This window comes from Lactobacillus sp., from assembly GCF_051893255.1.
In the GTDB taxonomy this organism is placed as follows: Bacteria; Bacillota; Bacilli; order Lactobacillales; family Lactobacillaceae; genus Lactobacillus.
This window is the reverse complement of the sequence record NZ_JBJFHB010000051.1, coordinates 1-18941: the sequence shown is the minus strand read 5'-3', so window position 1 is coordinate 18941 and position 18941 is coordinate 1. Positions and strand designations below refer to the sequence as shown.

The 18941-nt window shown below is 50.6% G+C and carries 20 protein-coding genes; 5 read left to right on the top strand and 15 right to left on the bottom strand.

The features are described from left to right. Positions 1–354 (top strand): ATP-binding cassette domain-containing protein (locus ACI4WN_RS04325; protein ID WP_439777118.1); only part of this gene is annotated, 354 nt, incomplete at its 5' end. Positions 355–649: 295 nt separating this feature from the next. On the opposite strand, the gene ACI4WN_RS04320 is transcribed toward ACI4WN_RS04325, so the two are convergent. The 4 genes from ACI4WN_RS04320 to ACI4WN_RS04305 form a co-directional block, all read right to left on the bottom strand. Beyond that, on the bottom strand, positions 650–1549 hold the full coding sequence (locus ACI4WN_RS04320; RefSeq protein ID WP_439777117.1) for an alpha/beta hydrolase: 900 nt from the start codon (positions 1547–1549) through the stop codon (positions 650–652). Positions 1550–1648: 99 nt separating this feature from the next. Further along, positions 1649–2518 (bottom strand): AraC family transcriptional regulator, encoded by an 870-nt coding sequence (locus ACI4WN_RS04315; protein WP_439777116.1) that lies wholly within the window; start codon positions 2516–2518, stop codon positions 1649–1651. Then, positions 2518–3411 carry an ROK family protein gene (locus tag ACI4WN_RS04310; protein WP_439777115.1) on the bottom strand — a complete coding sequence of 298 codons (894 nt, stop codon included), beginning with the start codon at positions 3409–3411 and terminating at the stop codon, positions 2518–2520. Before ACI4WN_RS04310 ends, ACI4WN_RS04315 begins: the two co-directional genes overlap by 1 nt. 138 nt (positions 3412–3549) lie before the next feature. Beyond that, a complete protein-coding gene (locus ACI4WN_RS04305; protein WP_439777114.1) occupies positions 3550–4995 on the bottom strand; it encodes a 6-phospho-beta-glucosidase in 1446 nt (481 codons plus the stop codon). Positions 4996–5329: 334 nt separating this feature from the next. On the opposite strand from ACI4WN_RS04305, the gene ACI4WN_RS04300 reads away from it, so the two are divergent. From ACI4WN_RS04300 to celB, 4 genes are all read left to right on the top strand, one after another. Next, on the top strand, positions 5330–5647 hold the full coding sequence (locus ACI4WN_RS04300; RefSeq protein ID WP_439777113.1) for a PTS sugar transporter subunit IIB: 318 nt from the start codon (positions 5330–5332) through the stop codon (positions 5645–5647). Between the two features lie 99 nt (positions 5648–5746). Then, the gene (locus tag ACI4WN_RS04295) at positions 5747–6061 is read left to right on the top strand and encodes a PTS lactose/cellobiose transporter subunit IIA (RefSeq protein WP_439777130.1); all 315 of its coding nucleotides are present in this window, start codon (positions 5747–5749) and stop codon (positions 6059–6061) included. Positions 6062–6085: 24 nt separating this feature from the next. Then, on the top strand, positions 6086–6583 hold the full coding sequence (locus ACI4WN_RS04290; protein ID WP_439777112.1) for a PTS cellbiose transporter subunit IIB: 498 nt from the start codon (positions 6086–6088) through the stop codon (positions 6581–6583). A 37-nt stretch (positions 6584–6620) separates the two neighbouring features. Then, entirely contained in the window at positions 6621–7979 is a 1359-nt protein-coding gene (gene celB, locus ACI4WN_RS04285; protein WP_439777111.1) for a PTS cellobiose transporter subunit IIC, read from the top strand. A 759-nt stretch (positions 7980–8738) separates the two neighbouring features. Here the strand turns inward: celB and ACI4WN_RS04280 are convergent. The 11 genes from ACI4WN_RS04280 to ACI4WN_RS04230 all read right to left on the bottom strand — a co-directional run bounded on the left by ACI4WN_RS04280 (position 8739) and on the right by ACI4WN_RS04230 (position 18905). After that, entirely contained in the window at positions 8739–8951 is a 213-nt protein-coding gene (locus ACI4WN_RS04280; protein WP_439777110.1) for a hypothetical protein, read from the bottom strand. Positions 8952–9013: 62 nt separating this feature from the next. After that, positions 9014–9367: a hypothetical protein gene (locus ACI4WN_RS04275; protein ID WP_439777109.1), complete on the bottom strand. Its 354-nt coding sequence runs from the start codon at positions 9365–9367 to the stop codon at positions 9014–9016. 64 nt (positions 9368–9431) lie between these two features. Beyond that, positions 9432–10406 carry a dTDP-4-dehydrorhamnose reductase gene (rfbD, locus tag ACI4WN_RS04270; RefSeq protein ID WP_439777108.1) on the bottom strand — a complete coding sequence of 325 codons (975 nt, stop codon included), beginning with the start codon at positions 10404–10406 and terminating at the stop codon, positions 9432–9434. A 15-nt stretch (positions 10407–10421) separates the two neighbouring features. After that, positions 10422–11030 (bottom strand): dTDP-4-dehydrorhamnose 3,5-epimerase, encoded by a 609-nt coding sequence (rfbC, locus tag ACI4WN_RS04265; RefSeq protein WP_439777107.1) that lies wholly within the window; start codon positions 11028–11030, stop codon positions 10422–10424. Between the two features lie 37 nt (positions 11031–11067). Beyond that, entirely contained in the window at positions 11068–11952 is an 885-nt protein-coding gene (gene rfbA / locus ACI4WN_RS04260) for a glucose-1-phosphate thymidylyltransferase RfbA (RefSeq protein ID WP_439777106.1), read from the bottom strand. Between the two features lie 16 nt (positions 11953–11968). Then, positions 11969–13006, bottom strand: coding sequence for a dTDP-glucose 4,6-dehydratase (rfbB, locus tag ACI4WN_RS04255; RefSeq protein WP_439775939.1), 1038 nt, complete (start codon positions 13004–13006; stop codon positions 11969–11971). A gap of 125 nt (positions 13007–13131) precedes the next feature. Continuing rightward, a complete protein-coding gene (locus ACI4WN_RS04250) occupies positions 13132–14304 on the bottom strand; it encodes a MerR family transcriptional regulator (protein ID WP_439777105.1) in 1173 nt (390 codons plus the stop codon). Between the two features lie 100 nt (positions 14305–14404). Then, positions 14405–15109: an MIP/aquaporin family protein gene (locus ACI4WN_RS04245; RefSeq protein ID WP_270448707.1), complete on the bottom strand. Its 705-nt coding sequence runs from the start codon at positions 15107–15109 to the stop codon at positions 14405–14407. 103 nt (positions 15110–15212) lie between these two features. After that, a complete protein-coding gene (locus ACI4WN_RS04240; protein ID WP_439777104.1) occupies positions 15213–16655 on the bottom strand; it encodes an oligosaccharide flippase family protein in 1443 nt (480 codons plus the stop codon). Positions 16656–16693: 38 nt separating this feature from the next. Beyond that, entirely contained in the window at positions 16694–17941 is a 1248-nt protein-coding gene (locus ACI4WN_RS04235; RefSeq protein ID WP_439777103.1) for a polymerase, read from the bottom strand. Between the two features lies 1 nt (position 17942). Next, positions 17943–18905 carry a DUF6625 family protein gene (locus ACI4WN_RS04230; RefSeq protein WP_439777102.1) on the bottom strand — a complete coding sequence of 321 codons (963 nt, stop codon included), beginning with the start codon at positions 18903–18905 and terminating at the stop codon, positions 17943–17945. Between the last annotated feature and the right edge of the window lie 36 nt (positions 18906–18941).

Below are 18941 nucleotides of genomic sequence, written 5' to 3'. Positions count from 1 at the left end.
CTTTTGTCAGGTGGGCAGCGTCAGGCTTTGACCTTGCTCATGGCCACTTTGGTCAAGCCAAAGGTGCTTTTGCTCGACGAACACACCGCGGCTCTAGACCCTAAGACGGCCGAAAAGGTGCTGAACGCAACTGACCGGATCGTTGAAGAAGGCCACTTGACCACCTTGATGGTGACCCACAACATGCGGGATGCTATTGAGCACGGGAACCGCCTGATCATGATGAACGAAGGCAAGATCGTGGTCGATGTTAAGGGCGAAGAAAAGAAGCAGCTGACGGTTGAGAAGCTGCTCCACCTCTTTGAGAAGGCCTCTGGGTCAGAATTTGCTAACGACCAAGCACTTTTAGGATAAAGAAAGCGCCAAGCTCATGCGTGAGCTTGGCGTTTTTGTGTGTTGCAAATCTTTTTATTAAAAAGGATTAGTTAGTTGAGTCTTTTTTAGGGGACTTTCTTAAAAAAGTCGCCGTAGTTGAGTCAATTTTATGCCAATTATTAAAAAACAGCCGGCAGTTGAGTAAAATCGTTTCGGCTTGCTTAAAAAGTGGCTGGTGGTTGAGTAAACTTTTTACCGGATTATTAAAAAGCAAGCTTTAGTTGAGTAAAACTGCAATTGCAGTTGCCTTTTTCCCAGCTGGCAGGCGAAGGGGTCAGCTTCGATTAAAATGCTTCTTAAAGAATTCCATCTCTTCGTCGTTGCACTGCCGTGCCAGGTCGTCTTTTTGGTTGATCAAGAAGACGTGCGGCTCTGGGTGGTCAGCATCCCCGAAGGACTTTTCCACCACTTCCACGCCCTTGGCCCGCAAAAAGCCATCCAGCCGCACCGCGCAGTCGTGGATGAAGTCCTCGTTAGCCGTGCTGATGTAAGTTGGCAAAAAGTCGCTGGTGATGTACTTTTCTACGTTCAGAAGGTCCAGCTTTTCCGGATCGGCCATGACGTCCGGCTTGAAGTAGGCCGCCGTGCCGCCGCCAACCATCCCTGGGTCCAGCATGAAGGTGGCTGGGCTGTTCAAAGCGACCGCTCTAAAGTGGAGGTTTGGCAGTTCATACCCCAGCTTTGCCCGGTAGGCTGGATTGGTCAAGACCACCGTGTACTGCTCAGCCATCTGGCCGCCAGCTGAGTCCCCGATCAAAAAGACGTTGTCCCGGTCCAAGTTATATTCATCGGCGTGGTCGCTGACCCAGTGGACGTATTCGTTCACCTGGTCCAGTTCTTCTGGAAAAGTACTCTCTGGCCCGAGCAAATAGTTGGCGTTGACAAAGGCAAAACCGCGCTTGGCCAGCCCTAGCCCGTAGAACTGGTAGGTTTCCTTGGTGCCGTAAACCCAGCCGCCGCCGTGGATCTGGATGATCACCGGAATCTTGCCGCTCACGCCATTAGGAATGTACAAATCCAGCAAGTTCCACTTCGGGTCTTTCCCGTACTGAATGTCGTTATGCCGGACTACTTCCGGAATTTCGGTTGGCAGGCCAGCATCACGGGCGTCATCGCTCTTCTTCCATTCCGTTCTCATCGTCATCACTGCTTGTAAAACTTCATCTTTCGTCATGGTATCTCTCCTTCCATCTCTGTATTCGCTCACATTTTAGACCAAGAAAAAAGATGCCAAAAGTGGCATCTTAGCTAGTTTTTGGCGCTGGTTGATCTTTTATAACATTTTTCGTTTAAGATCTGACGCGGTTTCCCCATAAAACCGCGCAAAGGCCCGGTTCATGGTGCGGACGCCGGAAAAGCCGCTGTTTAGCGCCAGGTCGGTCAAGCTCATGCTTGGCTGGCCCAGGAGCTCTTGGTGGGCGCTCTGTGCCCGAACCAGGTTAATATAGCTATCGACCGTCATGTCCATCTCCTTTTTGAAAAAGCGGGAGAGATATTCCTTGCTGACGCCGCAGTATTCAGCCAGGTCCTTTAAACTCAACTTATCTGTATAGTGGTTGTTGACGTACTGGGTGATCTGCTGCAGGCGGGTCACGGCGTAGGCCTTGCGGCCGGCGTCCAGGCGGCTGTCGATCTTAGACGCCGTGAAGTTGGTTAAAAGCAACTCTAGCACTTCCACCAAAAGCCGGGTCACCCGGACATTTTTTAGCGACAGGTCCGAGTCAAAGACCGTAGCCAGTTCTAGCAGCTTACCGCCTAGTTCCCGATAGGCCATTTTTTGACCAGAATCAAACTTCTCCGGGTGATTGATGTCAATTAACTGGCTGGCGATTTCGGGATAGAGCTTGTGGATCTCGGAAAAAGGATAAATGATCGACAAGGTCAAGTCGTGCCTGCGCGAATAGCTCTTGATGCTATGGAGTTCCTGGGTATTGACGACCAGAATCTGCCCGGGCTGCGTCTGAAACTTTTTCCCATTAATCTTGAATTCGTCAATTTGCCCCCGGATAGTGTAAGAAAGTTCGATCCCCTCGTGCCAATGGGGTGCAATGGTCAACGGGCCCGTCATGTCCTTAAAGATGTGGACCCAGGCAAAAAGCGGATCCGTGGGAATGACGATTTCGTGGCTAAAATTTTCTGCCATTAGCCTTCAACCTTGAGCAGCAGGTTGTAAAGGGCCCCGTAAATGTTGGCCGTGTTCATAAACTGCGCGCGGACGATCTCCGGAGGGGTCAGGGTCATCTTGATGATTGGATTTTCCTCGCGGATCTCATTGATCGCCTCCCTGATCCCATCAATCACGGCGTCCTGAGCAGAAATCCCGCCACCGATGGCAATCCGCTTTAAGTCAACCACGGATTGGACATTCAAGATCAGGTAGGCCACGTTCTTGCAGTAATTTTTAAAAATCGCTACCGCTTCCGGCTTACCCGTGTTGATGGCGTCAAAAGCGGCCAGTCCATCGGTTGTGTCCTCGTTTCCAATCGCCTGGTTCACCCGTTCAATCATCCCCACAGCTGATCCGTAGGAGCCGACCATGGCGTCGTAGCCGGTCTTGTCCACATTGAGAATCCCAAAGCTGAGCTCGCCCGCCTGGAAGTGTTCACCGGCCAGCAGCTGGCCGTTCACGATGATCCCGCCGCCCACGCCGGTGCCCAGGACGATAGCCGCCCCATTTTTCACGCCCTGCAGGCTGCCCAGCCAGCTTTCAGCCAGGGCACTGGCCTTGCCGTCGTTAATCACGGCAACTGGCAAGCCGAGCTTTTCATATCTTTTGGCAAAGTCCACCCCGTCTAAAAATGGCAGGGCCCCACCAAAGCGGATGGTCGTGTCTTCGATCTTGCCGGGCGCGCAAAAAGCGATCCCGCCTAAGCCATCTGCTTGAAACTTCTCGACGATCTGGTCAATTTCCGCCAAAAAGTCATCCAAGTTGTGTTCCGTCTTTACCTTGTCCTTGGCGATCACGTCGCCGCTTTCGTTTAATTCGGCGTATTTAACGTTGGTGCCGCCGATGTCAATGCTGAGGTATTTAGTCATTTTTTGCTCCTTAAAAATCGCTTACATTGACATTCTACTGTTCTTTTTTGCCTAAATAAAGCTGAAAATTGACCTTTTTTTGGCAACAGTTAGCCATACAAAAAAGCAGCCTGCCCGTGCAAGCTGCTTTTTGCCAGATTAATCCAGGTCTTCGCCGTTTGAAGCGATAACCTTCTTGTACCAGTAGTATGAGTCCTTTGGCTTTCTGGACAGGTCGCCTTCGCCGGCGTCATTCTTGTTGACGTAGATGAAGCCGTAGCGCTTGTCCATTTGGCCAGTCCCAGCAGATACCAGGTCGATTGGCCCCCATGGCAGGTAACCCATCAGGTCGACGCCATCGATTTCAACGGCCTTTTCCATTTCGCTGATGTGCTTTCTCAGGTAGTCAACCCGGTATGGGTCGTGGATTTCGCCATCTTCGACCTTGTCAAAAGCACCCAGGCCGTTTTCAACGATGAAGAGCGGCAGGTGGTAGCGGTCAGTCAAGTGGTTCAAGGCTAAGCGGATCCCAGTTGGGTCGATTTCCCAGCCCCAGTCAGACCGTTCCAGAGTTGGGTTAACGGCAACAGCCTTTTCCAAGTCGCTTAATTCGTCTGGCTTCACTTTTTCACTAGAAACCGTGGTGGTTTGGTAGTAAGAGAAGGCCACGTAGTCAACCGTACCTTCTTTTAAGACAACGCGGTCTTCGTCAGTGATGTCTGGGCGGTAACCGTGCTGCTTAATGTAGGCTTCAACGCCCTTTGGGTATTCGCCAAAGACCTGCACGTCGCTGAAGAAGTCGCGGCGCTGCTCGAACTTGTCGGCCAAAAGCGCATCGTTTGAGCTTGGCGTCAGCGGCCGCACTGGGGAGTAGTTGATCATCAGGCCGATCTTGAAGTCGGGGTTGATCTTGTGCCCAATTTTTACCGCCAAGGCACTAGCCACAAATTCGTAGTGAGCAGCCTGGAACATGGCCGCTTCCTTGTCTTCGTCGGTCATGCCATCTTTAAAGAGGATGCCGGAGTTGGTGGCCATCAAGAAGTCATTGTTAAAAGCACTCTGGTTGTCAATTTCGTTAAAAGTCATCCAGTACTTAACCTTATTCTTGTAGCGCTTGAAGCAAACTTCAGCAAAACGGACGAAGAAGTCGATAACCTTGCGGTTGGTAAAGCCGCCGTAGTTTTTGGCCAGGTTGAATGGCATTTCAAAGTGGCTCAAGGTAATGACTGGTTCAATGCCATACTTGTGCATTTCGTCAAAAAGGTCATCGTAGAACTTGAGGCCAGCTTCATTTGGCTCCGCATCGTCCCCATTAGGGAAAATTCTGGTCCAAGCAATAGAAGTTCTAAAGGCCTTGAAACCCATGCCGGCCAAAAGCTTGATATCTTCTTTATAGTGGTGGTAGAAGTCGATAGCTTCGTGGTTTGGGTAGTTCTTGCCCGGAATCACGCCGTCGGTGATTTCCCGCGGCTTAGTCGCTGAGCCAACGGTCATGACATCGGCCACGCTCATCCCCTTGCCGTCAACGTTCCAGGCACCTTCTAATTGGTGGGCAGCCACTGCCCCGCCCCATAAAAATCCTTCTGGCATTTTTGCTGAATACATATTTGCCTCCATTATGCAGATAACACTTGCTTTCTTCTTAGCAATCGCTTACAAGCAAAATTATACGGCCCATTGAAAATTTCTGCAAGCTTTTTTCTAAAGTTAGTACCTTTTTCATCTTATAGCCCGCGCACTAGTAGAATTATTGCCAGTCGATTATTCTACAACTAGCTAAAAAGTTATCAATTAGCACCATTTCTAGTTCTGTGCTTACCTCCATTTTGAAAATAATCTACACTTTTTATGAAAAGCGCTTGCATTTTATCCTACAGCGTTTTAAAATGAAAGCGTCAACCAAAGTTAGAGAGTTGAAAGTTTCGGAGGAATAAATATCATGGCTCAAAAAACTATTATGCTCAACTGTGCTGCTGGGATGAGCACCAGCTTACTCGTTAAGAAGATGCAAGAAGCTGCTCAAGCTCAAGGCAAGGACTACGAAATCTTTGCTTGCCCAGCTTCAGAAGCTGACCAAAAGCTTGCTACTCAAAAGATCGACTGCGTCTTGCTCGGGCCTCAAGTCAGCTACATGAAGGCCGACTTTGAAAAGAAGCTCGAAGGCAAGAACATTCCTTTGTCAGTCATCCCAATGCAAGACTACGGCATGATGAACGGCAAGAAGGTTTTGGAATTAGCTGACAGCTTAATGGCTTAATTTTTTATAGGGAGTAAAGTTATGGCTGAATTGAAAGATACGTCAGACACCTTAAAGAAGGCTGCTGAAAGCCAACAAAGTCGGGAAGAGGAAACTTTGATGGCAGCGATGGGCCTCATCGCTAACGGCGGCAACGCTAAGAGCTTGGCTTTTGAAGCTATTCGCGACGCCAAGGTCGGCAAGATCAAGGAAGCACGGGAAAAGCTGGCAGATGCCGACAAGTCCCTTTTGGAAGCTCACAACTCCCAAACCAAGATGCTGACTCAAGAAGCTCAAGGCAACCACACTCACGTGACCTTGCTGGTCGTGCACTCACAAGACCACTTGATGAATGCCATCACCTTTAGAGACCTGGCTGGCGAAATGGTTGATCTGTACGAAAAACTGTACGCCAGCGGCACTTTGAAGGCCTAAGAATTTTTACGGTTGGTGATTTAAATGACACGCACAAGCAAGATGCAAAAGCCCAATGAGAAGATCAAAAGCATTCGTTACCTCTATTTTTCGCGTTATCTGTTAGTTCACTTTACGGTAGCCATCATGATGGTCTTTGACTTGTTCTGGCTTTTGGCAGACTTAAACTACAAGGCAACATGGGGGATGGTGCTGAGTTTAGTCTTGTTCATCTTGGCTCTGGTGCCGGAGATTGAGCTGATCAACAAGCTCGATGAGCACGGCAACCAGGCTCCAAGCACGAAGCGCTTTTTATTCGAGCAAATCGGTGCGAACGTCTTGCTAGGCGTCTCACTTTTTACCCCAATCTGTAAAAAAATCTATCCTTTTGCGACCGATCAAAGCTCAAAGCTGGCGGTTCTCGCCCTCCTTTTTGCCGGGATTATCTGCTGCGGCTTGGCCTTAAAGCGGCTAGACAGCATCGCTAAGTCCCGTGACCGGTACATGAAGATTATCGATAATTACCAAAATTATCAAAAATAAGCGATTTGTTAGAAATAAGAAAGTAGAGGAGCAAATTATGGCTGATTCTAAAGTCTCCTTTAAAGACAAGCTTGCCCAAGGCATTGGTAAGTTTGCCGGATCTCGCTTCGTTAGATCCATTATTGACGCCGGCTACGGCGTAATTCCGTTCACTATCGTTGGGGCAATCTTCTTGATTTTGACGGTTTTGCCTCAAGCCTTCCCAATTCCAGGCTTTGCAACTCTGTACGCCCACACCCTTGGGAAGTTCTCCAACATGTTCACGGTTGTCTACAACGCGAACATGGGGATCTTGGCCCTGATCTTCGGTGGGACTTTTACCTACTCATACACCAAGATCTACCAAAATGAAGAAAAGTTGAACCTTAACCCATTGAACGCAGTCTTCATGTTCTTGATGGCCATGTTCATCACTGTGCCACAAATGAAGATGGTTAACGGGTCAATCCAATTCGTTCAATCCTTGAAGGCCGACAACATCATCGGCGGCGGGATTGCCGTTTCTACTTCTGGGATTACCAGAATTGGTTCATCTGGTTTGTTTACCGCCATCGTCATGGCTTGGCTGACCGTTCAGATCTACCGCTTTACGATCAAGCACAACTGGCAAATCAAGATGCCAGACGTTGTTCCAGCCGGTGTTTCCAACTCCTTCAGCTCACTGATCCCAGGCCTTTGCGTAGCCTTGGTCGTAGTTATCATCGACATGATCTTCATTGCGATGGGGACTGACATCTACAACGTTCTTTACATCCCATTCTCCTTCGTTGCCAACATTGCCAACACTTGGTGGGGTGTCCTGATTATCTTCTTCTTAATCCACTTCTTATGGTGGTTCGGTATCCACGGTGCCAACATCATGAGTTCCTTCTACACCCCAATTGCCCTGTCCAACATGGCAGCCAACGTTAAGGGTGCTCACCTCTTCTTTGCCGGTGACCCATCAAACGCCTTCGTTATCTTAGGTGGTTCTGGTGCCACCTTGGGGATGGCCATCTGGCTGGCAACGAGATCCAAGTCAACTCAATTGCGGGAAATTGGTAAGGTTGAACTTGTTCCTGCAATCTTCAACATCAACGAACCACTTCTGTTTGGTTTGCCAATCGTTTATAACGTTAACTTGTTCGTTCCATTCATCGGTGCACCAATGGTTTGCTCAATGACCACTTACGCAGCCTTCGCTGTAGGCTTTTTGCCAAAGACCATTGTGCAACAACCATGGCCAACGCCAGTCGGCCTGGGCGGCTACATTGCTACGGTTTCCTGGAGAGGTGCGGTAGTTGCGATCGTCAACGTGATCATCGCCTTCCTCATCTGGTACCCATTCATCAAGAGATACGACAACAAGCTCTTGAAGCAAGAACAAGCCCAAAAGGCTGCTGAAGCTAACGCTTAAGCATAGTTAAAAATACCCTAGCCAAGTTTGGCTAGGGTATTTTTGTGCTTGTGTGGGGTGGCGCGACGCGGTGTTGGTGCGGTGGTCTGGCGGGTGCGGCGGACCAAAATGATGTCAACTAGCGGGTTCGGCGGCCCAAAATAATGTCAACCGGTGGGTTTGGCGGACCAATATGATGTCAACCAACGAGTTCGGCCGCCCAATATGATGTCAACCAACGAGTTCGGCCGCCCAATATGATATCAACCAGCGGGTTTGGCCGCCCAATATGATATCAACCAGCGGGTTTGGCAGCCCAAAATAATGTCAACTAGCGGGTGCGGCGGCCCAATATGATGTCAACTAGCGGGTGCGACGGCCCAATATGATGTTAACCGGAGTCATTTTATACTGCATCGAGGTTTACTTGAGATCATTTTGGGCAGCTCTAGCGTTTACTTGAGATCGTTTTGGGCAGCACCAGCTTTTACTTGAGATCGTTTTGGGCAGCACCAACGTTTACTTGAGATCGTTTTGGGCAACATCAACGTTTACTTGAGATCGTTTTGGGCAATAACCTCTCTCGACTTGCTCAGCTAGACTAACTTTTCCATTTATTGTCCCCCAAGTTGACTCAACCAATCTCATTTTCCCGTTTTTTCTCCCCCAAGTTGACTCAACCAATCTCATTTTTCCTATTTTTTGCCCCCGTTTTGACTCAACCAACTCCATTTTTCCTGTTTTTTGTCCCCCGTTTTGACTCAACCGGCTTCATTTTTCCTATTTTTTGCCCCTGATTTGACTCAACCGGGCTATTTTTTCCCATTTTTCGCCCCCGATTTGACTCAACCGAGCTGCTTTTTCCATTTTTTCGCCCCCGACTTGACTCAACCAGACTATTTTTTCCCATTTTCTGCCCCCAAGTTGACTCAACCGGGCTACTTTTTCCCATTTTTCGCCCCCGTTTTGACTCAACCGGGCCACTTTTTCCATTTTTTCGCCCCCGACTTGACTCAACCAGACTATTTTTTCCAAAAATTTGCCCCCAAATTGACTCAACCAGTTTTGGTTGACATACTTCGGGGGCTTTTTTCGACTAAATCCAGGCCGGTTGACATATTTTGGGGGCTTTTTCCGCCTAAATCCAGGCCGGTTGACATACTTTGGGGGCGATTTTTGCCAAAAATCAGACCGGTTGACATACTTTGGGGGCGAAATCCGCCTAAATCCAGACTGGTTGACATACTTTGGGGGCAATTTCCCGCAAAATCCAGACCGGTTGACATACTTTGGGGTCGATTTTCGACTAAATCCAGACCGGTAGACATACTTCGGGGGCTTTTTTCGACAAAATCCACACCGGTTGACATACTTCGGGGGCAAAACGCCAGCCACCCATGCCACCGCACCGCCCCCAACAACCAAAAAATCCGCCTAGACCAATCAGGGTCTAGGCGGATTTTTTACAATATCTTAGTCGAAGAAGCCTTCGTCCTTCAAGGCTTCTAGGTAGCGGTGCACTGCGTCTGGCCAGGTTGGCAGCGGCTTAAAGCCGTTCTTTTCCAACTTGCTCTTGTCAAGACGAGAGTTGAATGGGCGCACAGCCTTGGACAGGCCATATTCAGCCGTAGTGACTGGAGTCACCTTGGTCTTGTAGCCAGCTTGGCGGTAGATTTCCTTGGTGAAATCGTACCAGCTGATGTAGCCGGTCTTAGTGCCATTTTCGTCAAAGCCACTTGCGGTTTCTGGCAGTTCAGCGTTGGTTGCGTGGTAGTAGCCGTACTTGTCGGTTTCAATCATGTCAACCAAAAGGCGGGCCAGGTCAAAAGTGTACGTTGGCGTACCGATTTGGTCGTTGACCACCTTGACTTCGTCGTGGCTCTTGCCCACGTTCAGCATGGTCTTGATAAAGTTTTTGCCATTCAGGCCAAAAACCCAAGCGATGCGGACGATGAAGTACTTGTCCAGGGTTTCGGAAACGGCCAGCTCGCCGCCCAGCTTGGTTTCGCCGTACACGTTCATTGGCTTATAGCCCTTGAAGTCTGGGTCCCAAGGGGTGGTGCCTTGACCGTCAAAGACGTAGTCAGTGGAGATGTAAACCATTGGCACGTCAAGTTCCTTGGCAACATTGGCGATGTTTTGGGTCCCGCCCACGTTGACCTTGCGGACAGCTTCCACCTTGTCATCGTCTTCAGCCATGTCAACCGCGGTCCAAGCAGCGCAGTGGACGATCACGTCAGGGTTTACGTCCTTGATCACTTTTTCAACAGCAGCGGCATCGGTAATGTCCAGTGATACGTAAGGTGCAGTGGTGACCGCGGAGCCGTCAGCTACGCCTGCATATTCAGGAGCCAAGTCACTGCCTACTCCTTCGTAGCCGCGCTTAGCAAGTTCGTTCATCACGTCGTGGCCCAGTTGGCCGTTGACGCCAGTTACAAAAACTTTCATGAAAAAGTCCTCCTCTTAGAACTTGAAGGTGTCCTTTAAGCCGGCCCACTTTTGGTCCTTGTCAGACAAAGTCAGCTTAGTGCCGTCTTCCAAGCTGTAGCCGCTAGCGTCAGCTGAGCCTGGGTATTCGCCAACTACCTTTGGCCATTCGATGCCGATTTCTGGGTCGTTCCAAGCCATGCCGCCTTCGTCGTTAGGGTGCCAGAAGTCGTTAACCTTGTAGCAAAATTCTGCAACGTCGCTCAAGACCAAGAAGCCGTGAGCAAAGCCTTCTGGGATCAAGAATTGCTTCTTGTTTTCAGCGGTCAGTTCAACCCCGTACCACTTGCCGTAGGTCTTGGAGTCGCTGCGCAGGTCAACGGCCACGTCAAAAACGTCACCGCGAACAGCGCGAACCAGCTTGCATTGTGGGAAGTGCTTTTGGAAGTGGAGGCCGCGCAAAACGCCCTTAGTTGATGAAGATTGGTTGTCTTGGACAAAGTTAATGTCAAAGCCAGCTTCCTTCATATCATTTTCGTTGTAGGTTTCCATGAAGTAGCCGCGGTCGTCCCCGTGAACTGCTGGCGTAATGACTGCCAAGCCTTCGATGCCGCCGACGTTCTTTTCAACTTTAATTTGACCCATTTTGATATCTTCTTTCTTTTTTAAAAAAATCCAAAAATTAGTACTTGAGCTTGCCTTCAGCAACAGCCTTTAAGTGCTTGCCGTAAGGGCTCTTGCCATAATGCTTGGCTGCTTCTAAAAGCTTTTCATTATCGATCCAGCCGTGCACGTAGGCAATTTCTTCAGGGGCGGAGATGCTTACGCCGGTCCGCTCTTCCACCATCTTGACAAAGTTGGAAGCATCAACCAGGCTCTGCATGGTCCCGGTGTCCAGCCAAGCGTAGCCCCGGCCCAGCAGCTGGACGCCGAGGTTGCCGGCGTTCAGGTACATTTCGTTTAAAGTGGTGATTTCCACTTCACCCCGGGCACTTGGCTTAACCTGGGCAGCTTTTTCACTCACGCCAGCTGGATAGAAGTAAAGGCCCGTAACGGCGTAATTGCTCTTTGGATGTTCTGGTTTTTCTTCGATGGAAATGGCCTTGCCGTTTTCGTCAAAGTCGACCACGCCGAAGCGTTCTGGATCGTTGACATAGTAGCCAAAGACGGTTGCCTTGCCAGCTTCGGCATCTTGGGCAGCTTTTTCCAAAAGGTCAGTAAAGCCGTTGCCGTAAAAAATGTTGTCGCCCAAAACCATGGCACATGGCTCACCGTTGATGAAATCCTCGCCCAAAGTAAAGGCTTGAGCCAGGCCGTCTGGACTTGGCTGAACCTTGTAAGAGAGCTTGATGCCGAATTGTGACCCGTCGCCCAAAAGTTCCTTAAAGCGCGGCGTGTCAGCTGGCGTGGAAATGACCAAGATGTCCTTGATCCCGGCCAGCATCAAGGTTGACAACGGGTAGTAGATCATTGGCTTGTCGTAAACAGGCAAAAGCTGCTTACTGGTGACCAGGGTTAATGGATACAGACGAGTGCCTGAACCACCTGCTAAGATAATTCCCTTCATTTTTCTTCCTTGCCTCTTACTTTTCGTCTAAAACCTGCTTCTTGCCGTACATTTCCTGGTAGTAGTTCTGGTAGTCACCGGAGATGATGTTTTCCCACCATTCCTTGTTGTCCAGGTACCATTGGATGGTCTTCTTGATACCGTCCTTGAACATGGTTTCCGGCAGCCAGCCAAGTTCTTCGTGGATCTTGGTTGGGTCGATCGCGTAGCGTTGGTCGTGGCCCTTACGGTCAGTAACGTGTTCGATCAAGGAGTAAGGCTTGCCCAGGTAGTCGCAGATCAGCTTGACAATGTCGATGTTGTGCATTTCGTTGTGGCCGCCGATGTTGTAGACTTCGCCAACCGTGCCCTTTTCCAAGATCAAGTCGATGGCCTTGCAGTGGTCTTCAACGTAGAGCCAGTCGCGGACGTTTTGGCCTTCACCGTAAACTGGCAAAGGCTTGTCGTCCAAGGCTCTTTGGATCATCAATGGGATCAGCTTTTCCGGGAATTGGTAAGGGCCGTAGTTGTTTGAGCAACGGGAAATAGTTACAGGCAGGCCGTAAGTTCTGCCGTAAGCCCCGACCAAAAGGTCAGCGCTGGCCTTTGATGATGAGTATGGGCTGGAAGTGTGCAGCGGAGTGTCTTCGTGGAAGAAGAGGTCTGGCCGGTCCAGCGGCAGGTCGCCGTAAACTTCGTCAGTTGATACTTGGTGGTAACGCTTGATCCCGTACTTGCGGCAGGCGTCCATCAAGACAGAAGTACCGATGATGTTGGTTTGCAGGAAGATTTCCGGGTTTTCGATTGACCGGTCAACGTGGCTTTCTGCGGCGAAGTTAACGACAACGTCCGGGTGTTCTTCTTCAAAAAGCTTGTAGACGCCTTCGCGGTCGCAGATGTCCAGCTTGACGAAGCGGAAGTTTGGCTTGTCCATGACATCCTTCAGGGTTGACAGGTTGCCCGCGTAAGTCAGCTTGTCCAGGCAGATGATCTTGTAGTCTGGGTGCTTCTTCATCATGTAGAAGACAAAGTTGGAACCGATAAAGCCGGCACCGCCGGTAACGATAATTTTCATGAAATGAACCTCCAAGTTCAAACTAAGCAATTTTTTCTCTTAACTGACTCAAAGTATAAAACATGACGTTACGTAAGCTTCAATAGGCAAAAATAAAATAACTGCCGTTTTTTAAAAACTGGCAGTTATTTGCGGCAGATAAATGCTCCGGCGTCTTTAGTGATGTGGAAGCCTCCAGCGACCTCGTCTTCAACAAATTGCTTGAATTCCTGGTAGCGGTCCAAGAGAAGGGCATTTTGGTTGCCGTGGCAGGACAAGATATAAGAAATTACTGGTTCAGCTTCACCCAATTCGATGGCATCCTCATAGCGCTGGCAGGTCACATGGTCAAAAAACGGGGCCAGGATGGCGCCGCCGTTGTCTAAGCCAAAGCGGTCGTAGAGGTTGACTGAAGACAAGACGATTTGGGAGTTGAACTCCTGGACCAGGTCAGTGATTTCGTGCATGTGGCGCTTGCTGTAAGTTGACGCGCAGAAGCGGCCCCCTTTTTTCAAAACCCGGCGGACTTCTTTAAGGACCTGGGGGATGTCGTCGCAGTAAAAAAGCATGTGGTTGGCGACAACCAGGTCAAACTCTTCGTCGGCAAAGGGCAAGTGGGCAGCATCACAACGGTCATAGGAAAAGCGGCTGTCTTCGCCGATTTCCTTTTTGGCATCGGCCAGCATCCCTTCTGAAATGTCGGTCAAAATAACCTGGCAGTCCTCTGGCAGGCGGTCGTGGCTGGTAGCCCAGAGTTCACCATTCCCGCAGCCGATCTCTAAGATTTTTAAACCAGGAGTCAAGTCCAGCTGGCGGAAAAGCCAGGGGAACCAGCCCTCCTTGTTCATGGAGTAATCCCGGTGCAGGCGGATCCGGGCAGAGATGTTGGTGGCGTTCTGGTACTGGGTCTTGAGGCTCTGGGTCATGGTTGACCGGTGGAGCAGTTCCAACATCCGGCTCCAGTCAACGGGCTTGCCAGCTTCCAAGGTTTGGGTGGTTGAGTCGATGGCGGCTTCAACGGCGGTCATTTCTTCAATCCGCTCTTCCACCAGGCGCCGCTGAATTTGGAGAGAATCCAGGAGGCGGCGCCGGTCGCTGGCTCCCAGGGTCAAGCCGCGAATTTCCCCTAAGGAAAAGCCCAGGTATTTTAACAAGAGGATCTGCTGGAGCTTGGCGAAGTCAGCGTCGCTGTAGCGTCTGGCCCCGCCCTTGCTTCTGGCTGAAGGCTTGAGGAGGTTCTGCTGGTCATAGTAGCGGATCGTTCTGACGGACACGTGGGCCCGCTTGGCAAATTCACCGGATGTGTAGTAGTCGGTCATGGCGGCTCCTTTCTGCCTTAGATTATAACCGATTTTTTCCAGGCAAAAATACCCTTGAGCTCGCGCCGGAGTTCAAGGGTAAATTTTTGGCTTAAAAATTCTACTTTAACAATGCCTGCAGGCCGCTAGCTAAAAGACCACCGGCGATTGGCCCTAAGACAGGAACCCAGGCGTAAGCCCAGTTAGCCCCGCCCTTGTTTGGCACTGGCAAAATCGCGTAAGCCAGACGAGGTGAGAAGTCCCGGGCCGGGTTCAAGGCAAAGCCAGTCGTTGAACCCAAAGCCTGGCCAACAACCATGATTAAGAAACCAACAATTAATGGCTTCAAGCCTTGGGTGAAGTTGCCCAGGTTGAGCAAGGTGAAGATGAAGACAAAAGTCGCGATCGTTTCACTCAAGAAGTTGAAAACAGGATTGTTGATGGCTGGGCCAGTCGCGAAAATCCCCACGCTGTTGCCTTCGTCAGCCTTGGTCGCCTTGAAGTGCGGGTAGTAGTGCAGGATTACCAGAGCTGCCCCGACAAAGGCGCCCAGGAATTGCCCCAGCAAGTACGGCATAACTTGGCTCCATGGGAAGAAGCCAAAGGCCGCGAAGCCAATAGTTACCGCTGGGTTGAGGTGACCTTGTGAGCCAAATTGGCCAGCCACGTAAACGCCGAAGGTTACCGCCATCCCCCAGGCCAGGGTGACGAACAGCCAGCCCTGCCCCTTAGCGTAAGCCTTATTCAAGCTGATCCCGGCCCCGCAGCCGACACCCAGCACGATCAAAATCATCGTTCCTAAGAACTCTCCTAAAAATCCATTCATTTGTACTTTTCCTTTTCTAGTTCAGTCTAATATCCACATTATATTGTAAGCGCTACCGTTTCACAAGTTTCTTTGTCTAATTTGTACAAAAACTCCTCCTTTCTTACTCCCGTCTACTTCCGCGCTTAAACTCCAGTAAGACCCGGTTGCCAAGCAGATATAAAATCACAAAGTAACCGGGGATGGCCCAGAGGGCAGCCCAAAAGACTGTCGCTCCTGGCCCTAGGCCCTTAGCTAAAGCAGCTTGGCAAACCAAGTAAACATAGAGGCAGCCGAGCAGGCTGCTGGCCAGCTTTTTTCCGCTGGGCAAGAGGCGGGCCGACTTTTTCGCCAAAAAGTAACAAGCCAGGCAAGTCACCAGGTCGGCAAGCAAGGTTGCTAAAGCCGCCCCTGCCTCCTTAAAGGCCGGGATCAGCAGGAAGTTCAAGCAAATATTGACTACAGAAGCGATACTGATTGCAAGCAAAGCCGCCTTCTCCTGCCGGGCCGGAACTAAAACCGCCGCCATATAAAACCAGGACAAAAGAGAGAAGACCAAGGCCAGGCCCAGAAGTTTCATGGCCCCCGCGGCCGGCGCGAAATCTAAGTCCGCGGTTAAAATGACAACCTCCTCGCCTAAGGCAAACAAGGCGCAAGCAGCCGGCAAGGCCAGCGTCACTAGCAAATCCGCGATCTGCCGGGCCAATTTTTGAAAAAGGCCTCCGCCCTTTTGCCCATATAAGCAAGCCAAACGCGGCACGGTAACAACGATGACGGCACCTAACAATTGCTTAAGCAGGGCCGTGACTTTGCTGGCCACCGAGTAAAGGCCCACATAATAGTCGCTGGTCATCACTCCCAGCTGGGTTACATCCGCGCTTACATAAAGCAGGTTAACCAGGGCGTTGGCGAATAAAACAAAGATGGGCAGGAGGTGCTTTTGCCAAGAAAAACGCCAGGTCAAAGACCAGCTGCAATACCTACGCAATCTGATAAAGCTGACCAAGTTGGCCCCGGCGCTGGCAATGACCGTAGTCCAAGCATATAGCAAAAGGTCGCTCTCGTCCTTGACATATGTCAAGAGCAAAAACAAAGACAAGATTTGAAAGCAGATATTGCGCAAGGCCAGGTAGCCATATTCCTCGTGAACCGCATAGAGCCACTCGCAGCCCAGGGTGGTAAAAATAATGCTAGTACTCAAGGTCCAAATCAGCGGTCCATATTCCCTTAGCTTGCTGGAAAAAAGCAGACAGGCAGCTAGACCCAAGTAAGCCAGTAAGGTCGAGGCCAGGTTGATGACCAGGACTTCCGAAGCAAAGCGGGACAGCTCTTCCGGGTTATCCCGCTTTTTTGCCCCTTCCCTAACCCCATAGGCGTAGATTCCCAGGCCCGCCACTAGCGCCGCCCAGCTGACAACGGTAGCCGCAAAGTCGTACTGGCCCAGTTGGTCAACCCGCAAGATCCTGGCCAAATATGGGTAGGTCACCAGGGCACAGACTAGGCGGGTCCCCGTCTGCAGGCCGCTGGCCAGGGCATTGCGGGACAGCGATTTCTCAACTTTTTCCATCTGTCACCTTCTTTCTATTCTCTCTATTCTCTTTTCCTCTATCTTTCTTGTTGTTTTTGCAAAAAATCACTGGTCAAGCCCAAAGCTATTGCCAGAAAGACTCCCGAGGCGCTGGTAAAAATCGGGTTGCCCGCCGAACTGATCAGGAAAAAGGCAATGAGGCCCAGAGCCCCGGCCCGCGGCTGACCCGGCGGAGCTTTTTTCAAACAATAGCCCAGCTGGACAACTAGCCAGTACACATATAGGAAGGCCCCAAAAAGGCCGAATTGGGCCAAAAGCATGGGCCAGAAGTTGTCGTTCATGGCAAAGCCCGTTTCCTGGGCCAAAGCGTAGTCGTGGTGGAAGCCAAAGCGGACATAAAGGGGGGAGTAGTGCTTAAAGGCCTGGTCTGACCCGTAAGTCGCGAAGCCACTGCCTAAAGGAAAATAGTCCCGCAGGACGATCAGGGAATGCCTAAGCAATTTCGACCTGACCGTTTCGCTGAAGAAGTACTCCTTAACCTGGGGATAGCCCAGGCAAAAAGCCACAAAAGCCGCACTGACGCCTTTTTTCCAGCTTAGCCGGACCCCTTTTTTCTCAAAATGCAGGCCCAGAAGCAAAATCCCGCTGGATCCGATTCCCCCGGCCCGCAAGGTCATGACTACAGTTGCCAGGTACAAAAGGAGCCAGGCCTTGCTCTGCCTAAGTCCGCGCTCATTTTTCTTCTTTTCCCCAATTCCTTCCCCCAGCATAATCAGCACTAAGGAGACCAGCAGGACCTCATTTAAGGCCGCCGGGTTCTCATAGATGAACTTATAGGACCGGATCCCGTAGCGGAGGTCGTAGCTAAAGCCAACGTCAACCGCCAGATTGACGATGCCGCCGAGAAAAGCCAGCAGAATAAAGCATTTACTGGCCAAAAGCAGGTTGCGCACAAGCGTCCTTTTTTCCCAGGGGCGCAAGCAACAGCTGACATAAAAGAGGACCAGGGGCAGCTTGACCAATTTAAAGGCATCGACCAAGACTGGTGTCCCGCCAATTAGCCCCGACATCCCGTTTGAGATTAACCCCAGGCTTTCCACAAGGATCAGGGCAAAGCAAATTTTTAACAATAGTCCCTCTTTTTCCTGGCCCAGCCGCTTACTTATTAGTGCCCAGGCGATCCCGATCAGGCAAAAAACGGCCAAAATTTCATCCTGGCTGTCGGCCAAAGGCATTGGACAGACTTGATTCAAGCAGGCAAAACAGACCATCTGCCCGCTTAAGTAAAGGGTGACCAGGTTCTGCCGGCGCAGGCGGACTACCATACTAGCGCTTAAGGACGTACTTGTGGTAGCGCCGACTCCAGATGAAGGTCCAATAAGCCAGCTTCACCCGGGCTTCCCCAATTAGATTAAAGCCGTTATAGCGCTTGATCTCCCCCATGGTCACGTTAAAACCCGGTTCTTTAGCGTAGAAGCCATCCTTGCCGATAAAGTAGGAATCGCTTTGGTAAAAATTCTGCCGCATCCGCCTTTTGGGAAAATGCAGGTAGGCCAGCTCTTCATAGTTCATTTTCCCGCCAGCGTAGTAGGCCCGGTAGACCCGGCCTTTTTCATAAAAGAAGACCTGGCGGGCACTGTTCAGCTTTTTCTTCTCCCGCCCCCGCAAGTATGACGTCGTCCGCCTCATCTGCTCACGCCAGGAATAGATATCAGCGAAGTCCCGCTTTAAACAGCACTTGGCGCCCAGTCTGGCAAACTTTTTCTGGATTCCTTCCACCTCGTCAAAGACGCAGGGCAGGTCCGTCTGGAAAACCTGCCGAAAGTTCTGACCCCCCTTGGCCACGAAGCGGAGGTTGTTGGTCAAAGTATTGCGAAAGACCGTCAGATGGCCATGCTGGTAGACCTTGTCGTATTTTTCCAGTAATTTCTCCGGCAAAAATTTCTCCAAGTCCCCCATGACCTGGTCCAAATCGCAGTGGCCCCAATAGCGGTAGTCCTTGAGCCAGTCGGACAGGAGCCAGCCAAAGGCCGGCCGGTAGTCACAGATTTTGTAAGGCGCATGCAGCCGGATCTGAAAGCCCAGCTTCTTTTGAAACTTTGCCCGTAAATCCGCCAAAGTCAGGTACTTGATCTTGAGATTGGCCGGGGGATTCTTGACCAGCTGGTCGGTGGCCAAAATAAAGTCAGTCGCCGGATTCTCCTTAACTGATCTGAAGAATAAATCCGCGTAGGCCGGCAAAGGACCGAAGTAGCAAATTACTAACGCCAGTTTCTTCTCTTTAGCCATTATTTCCTCCTTGCGCCACAACTTTTGCAAAATAAG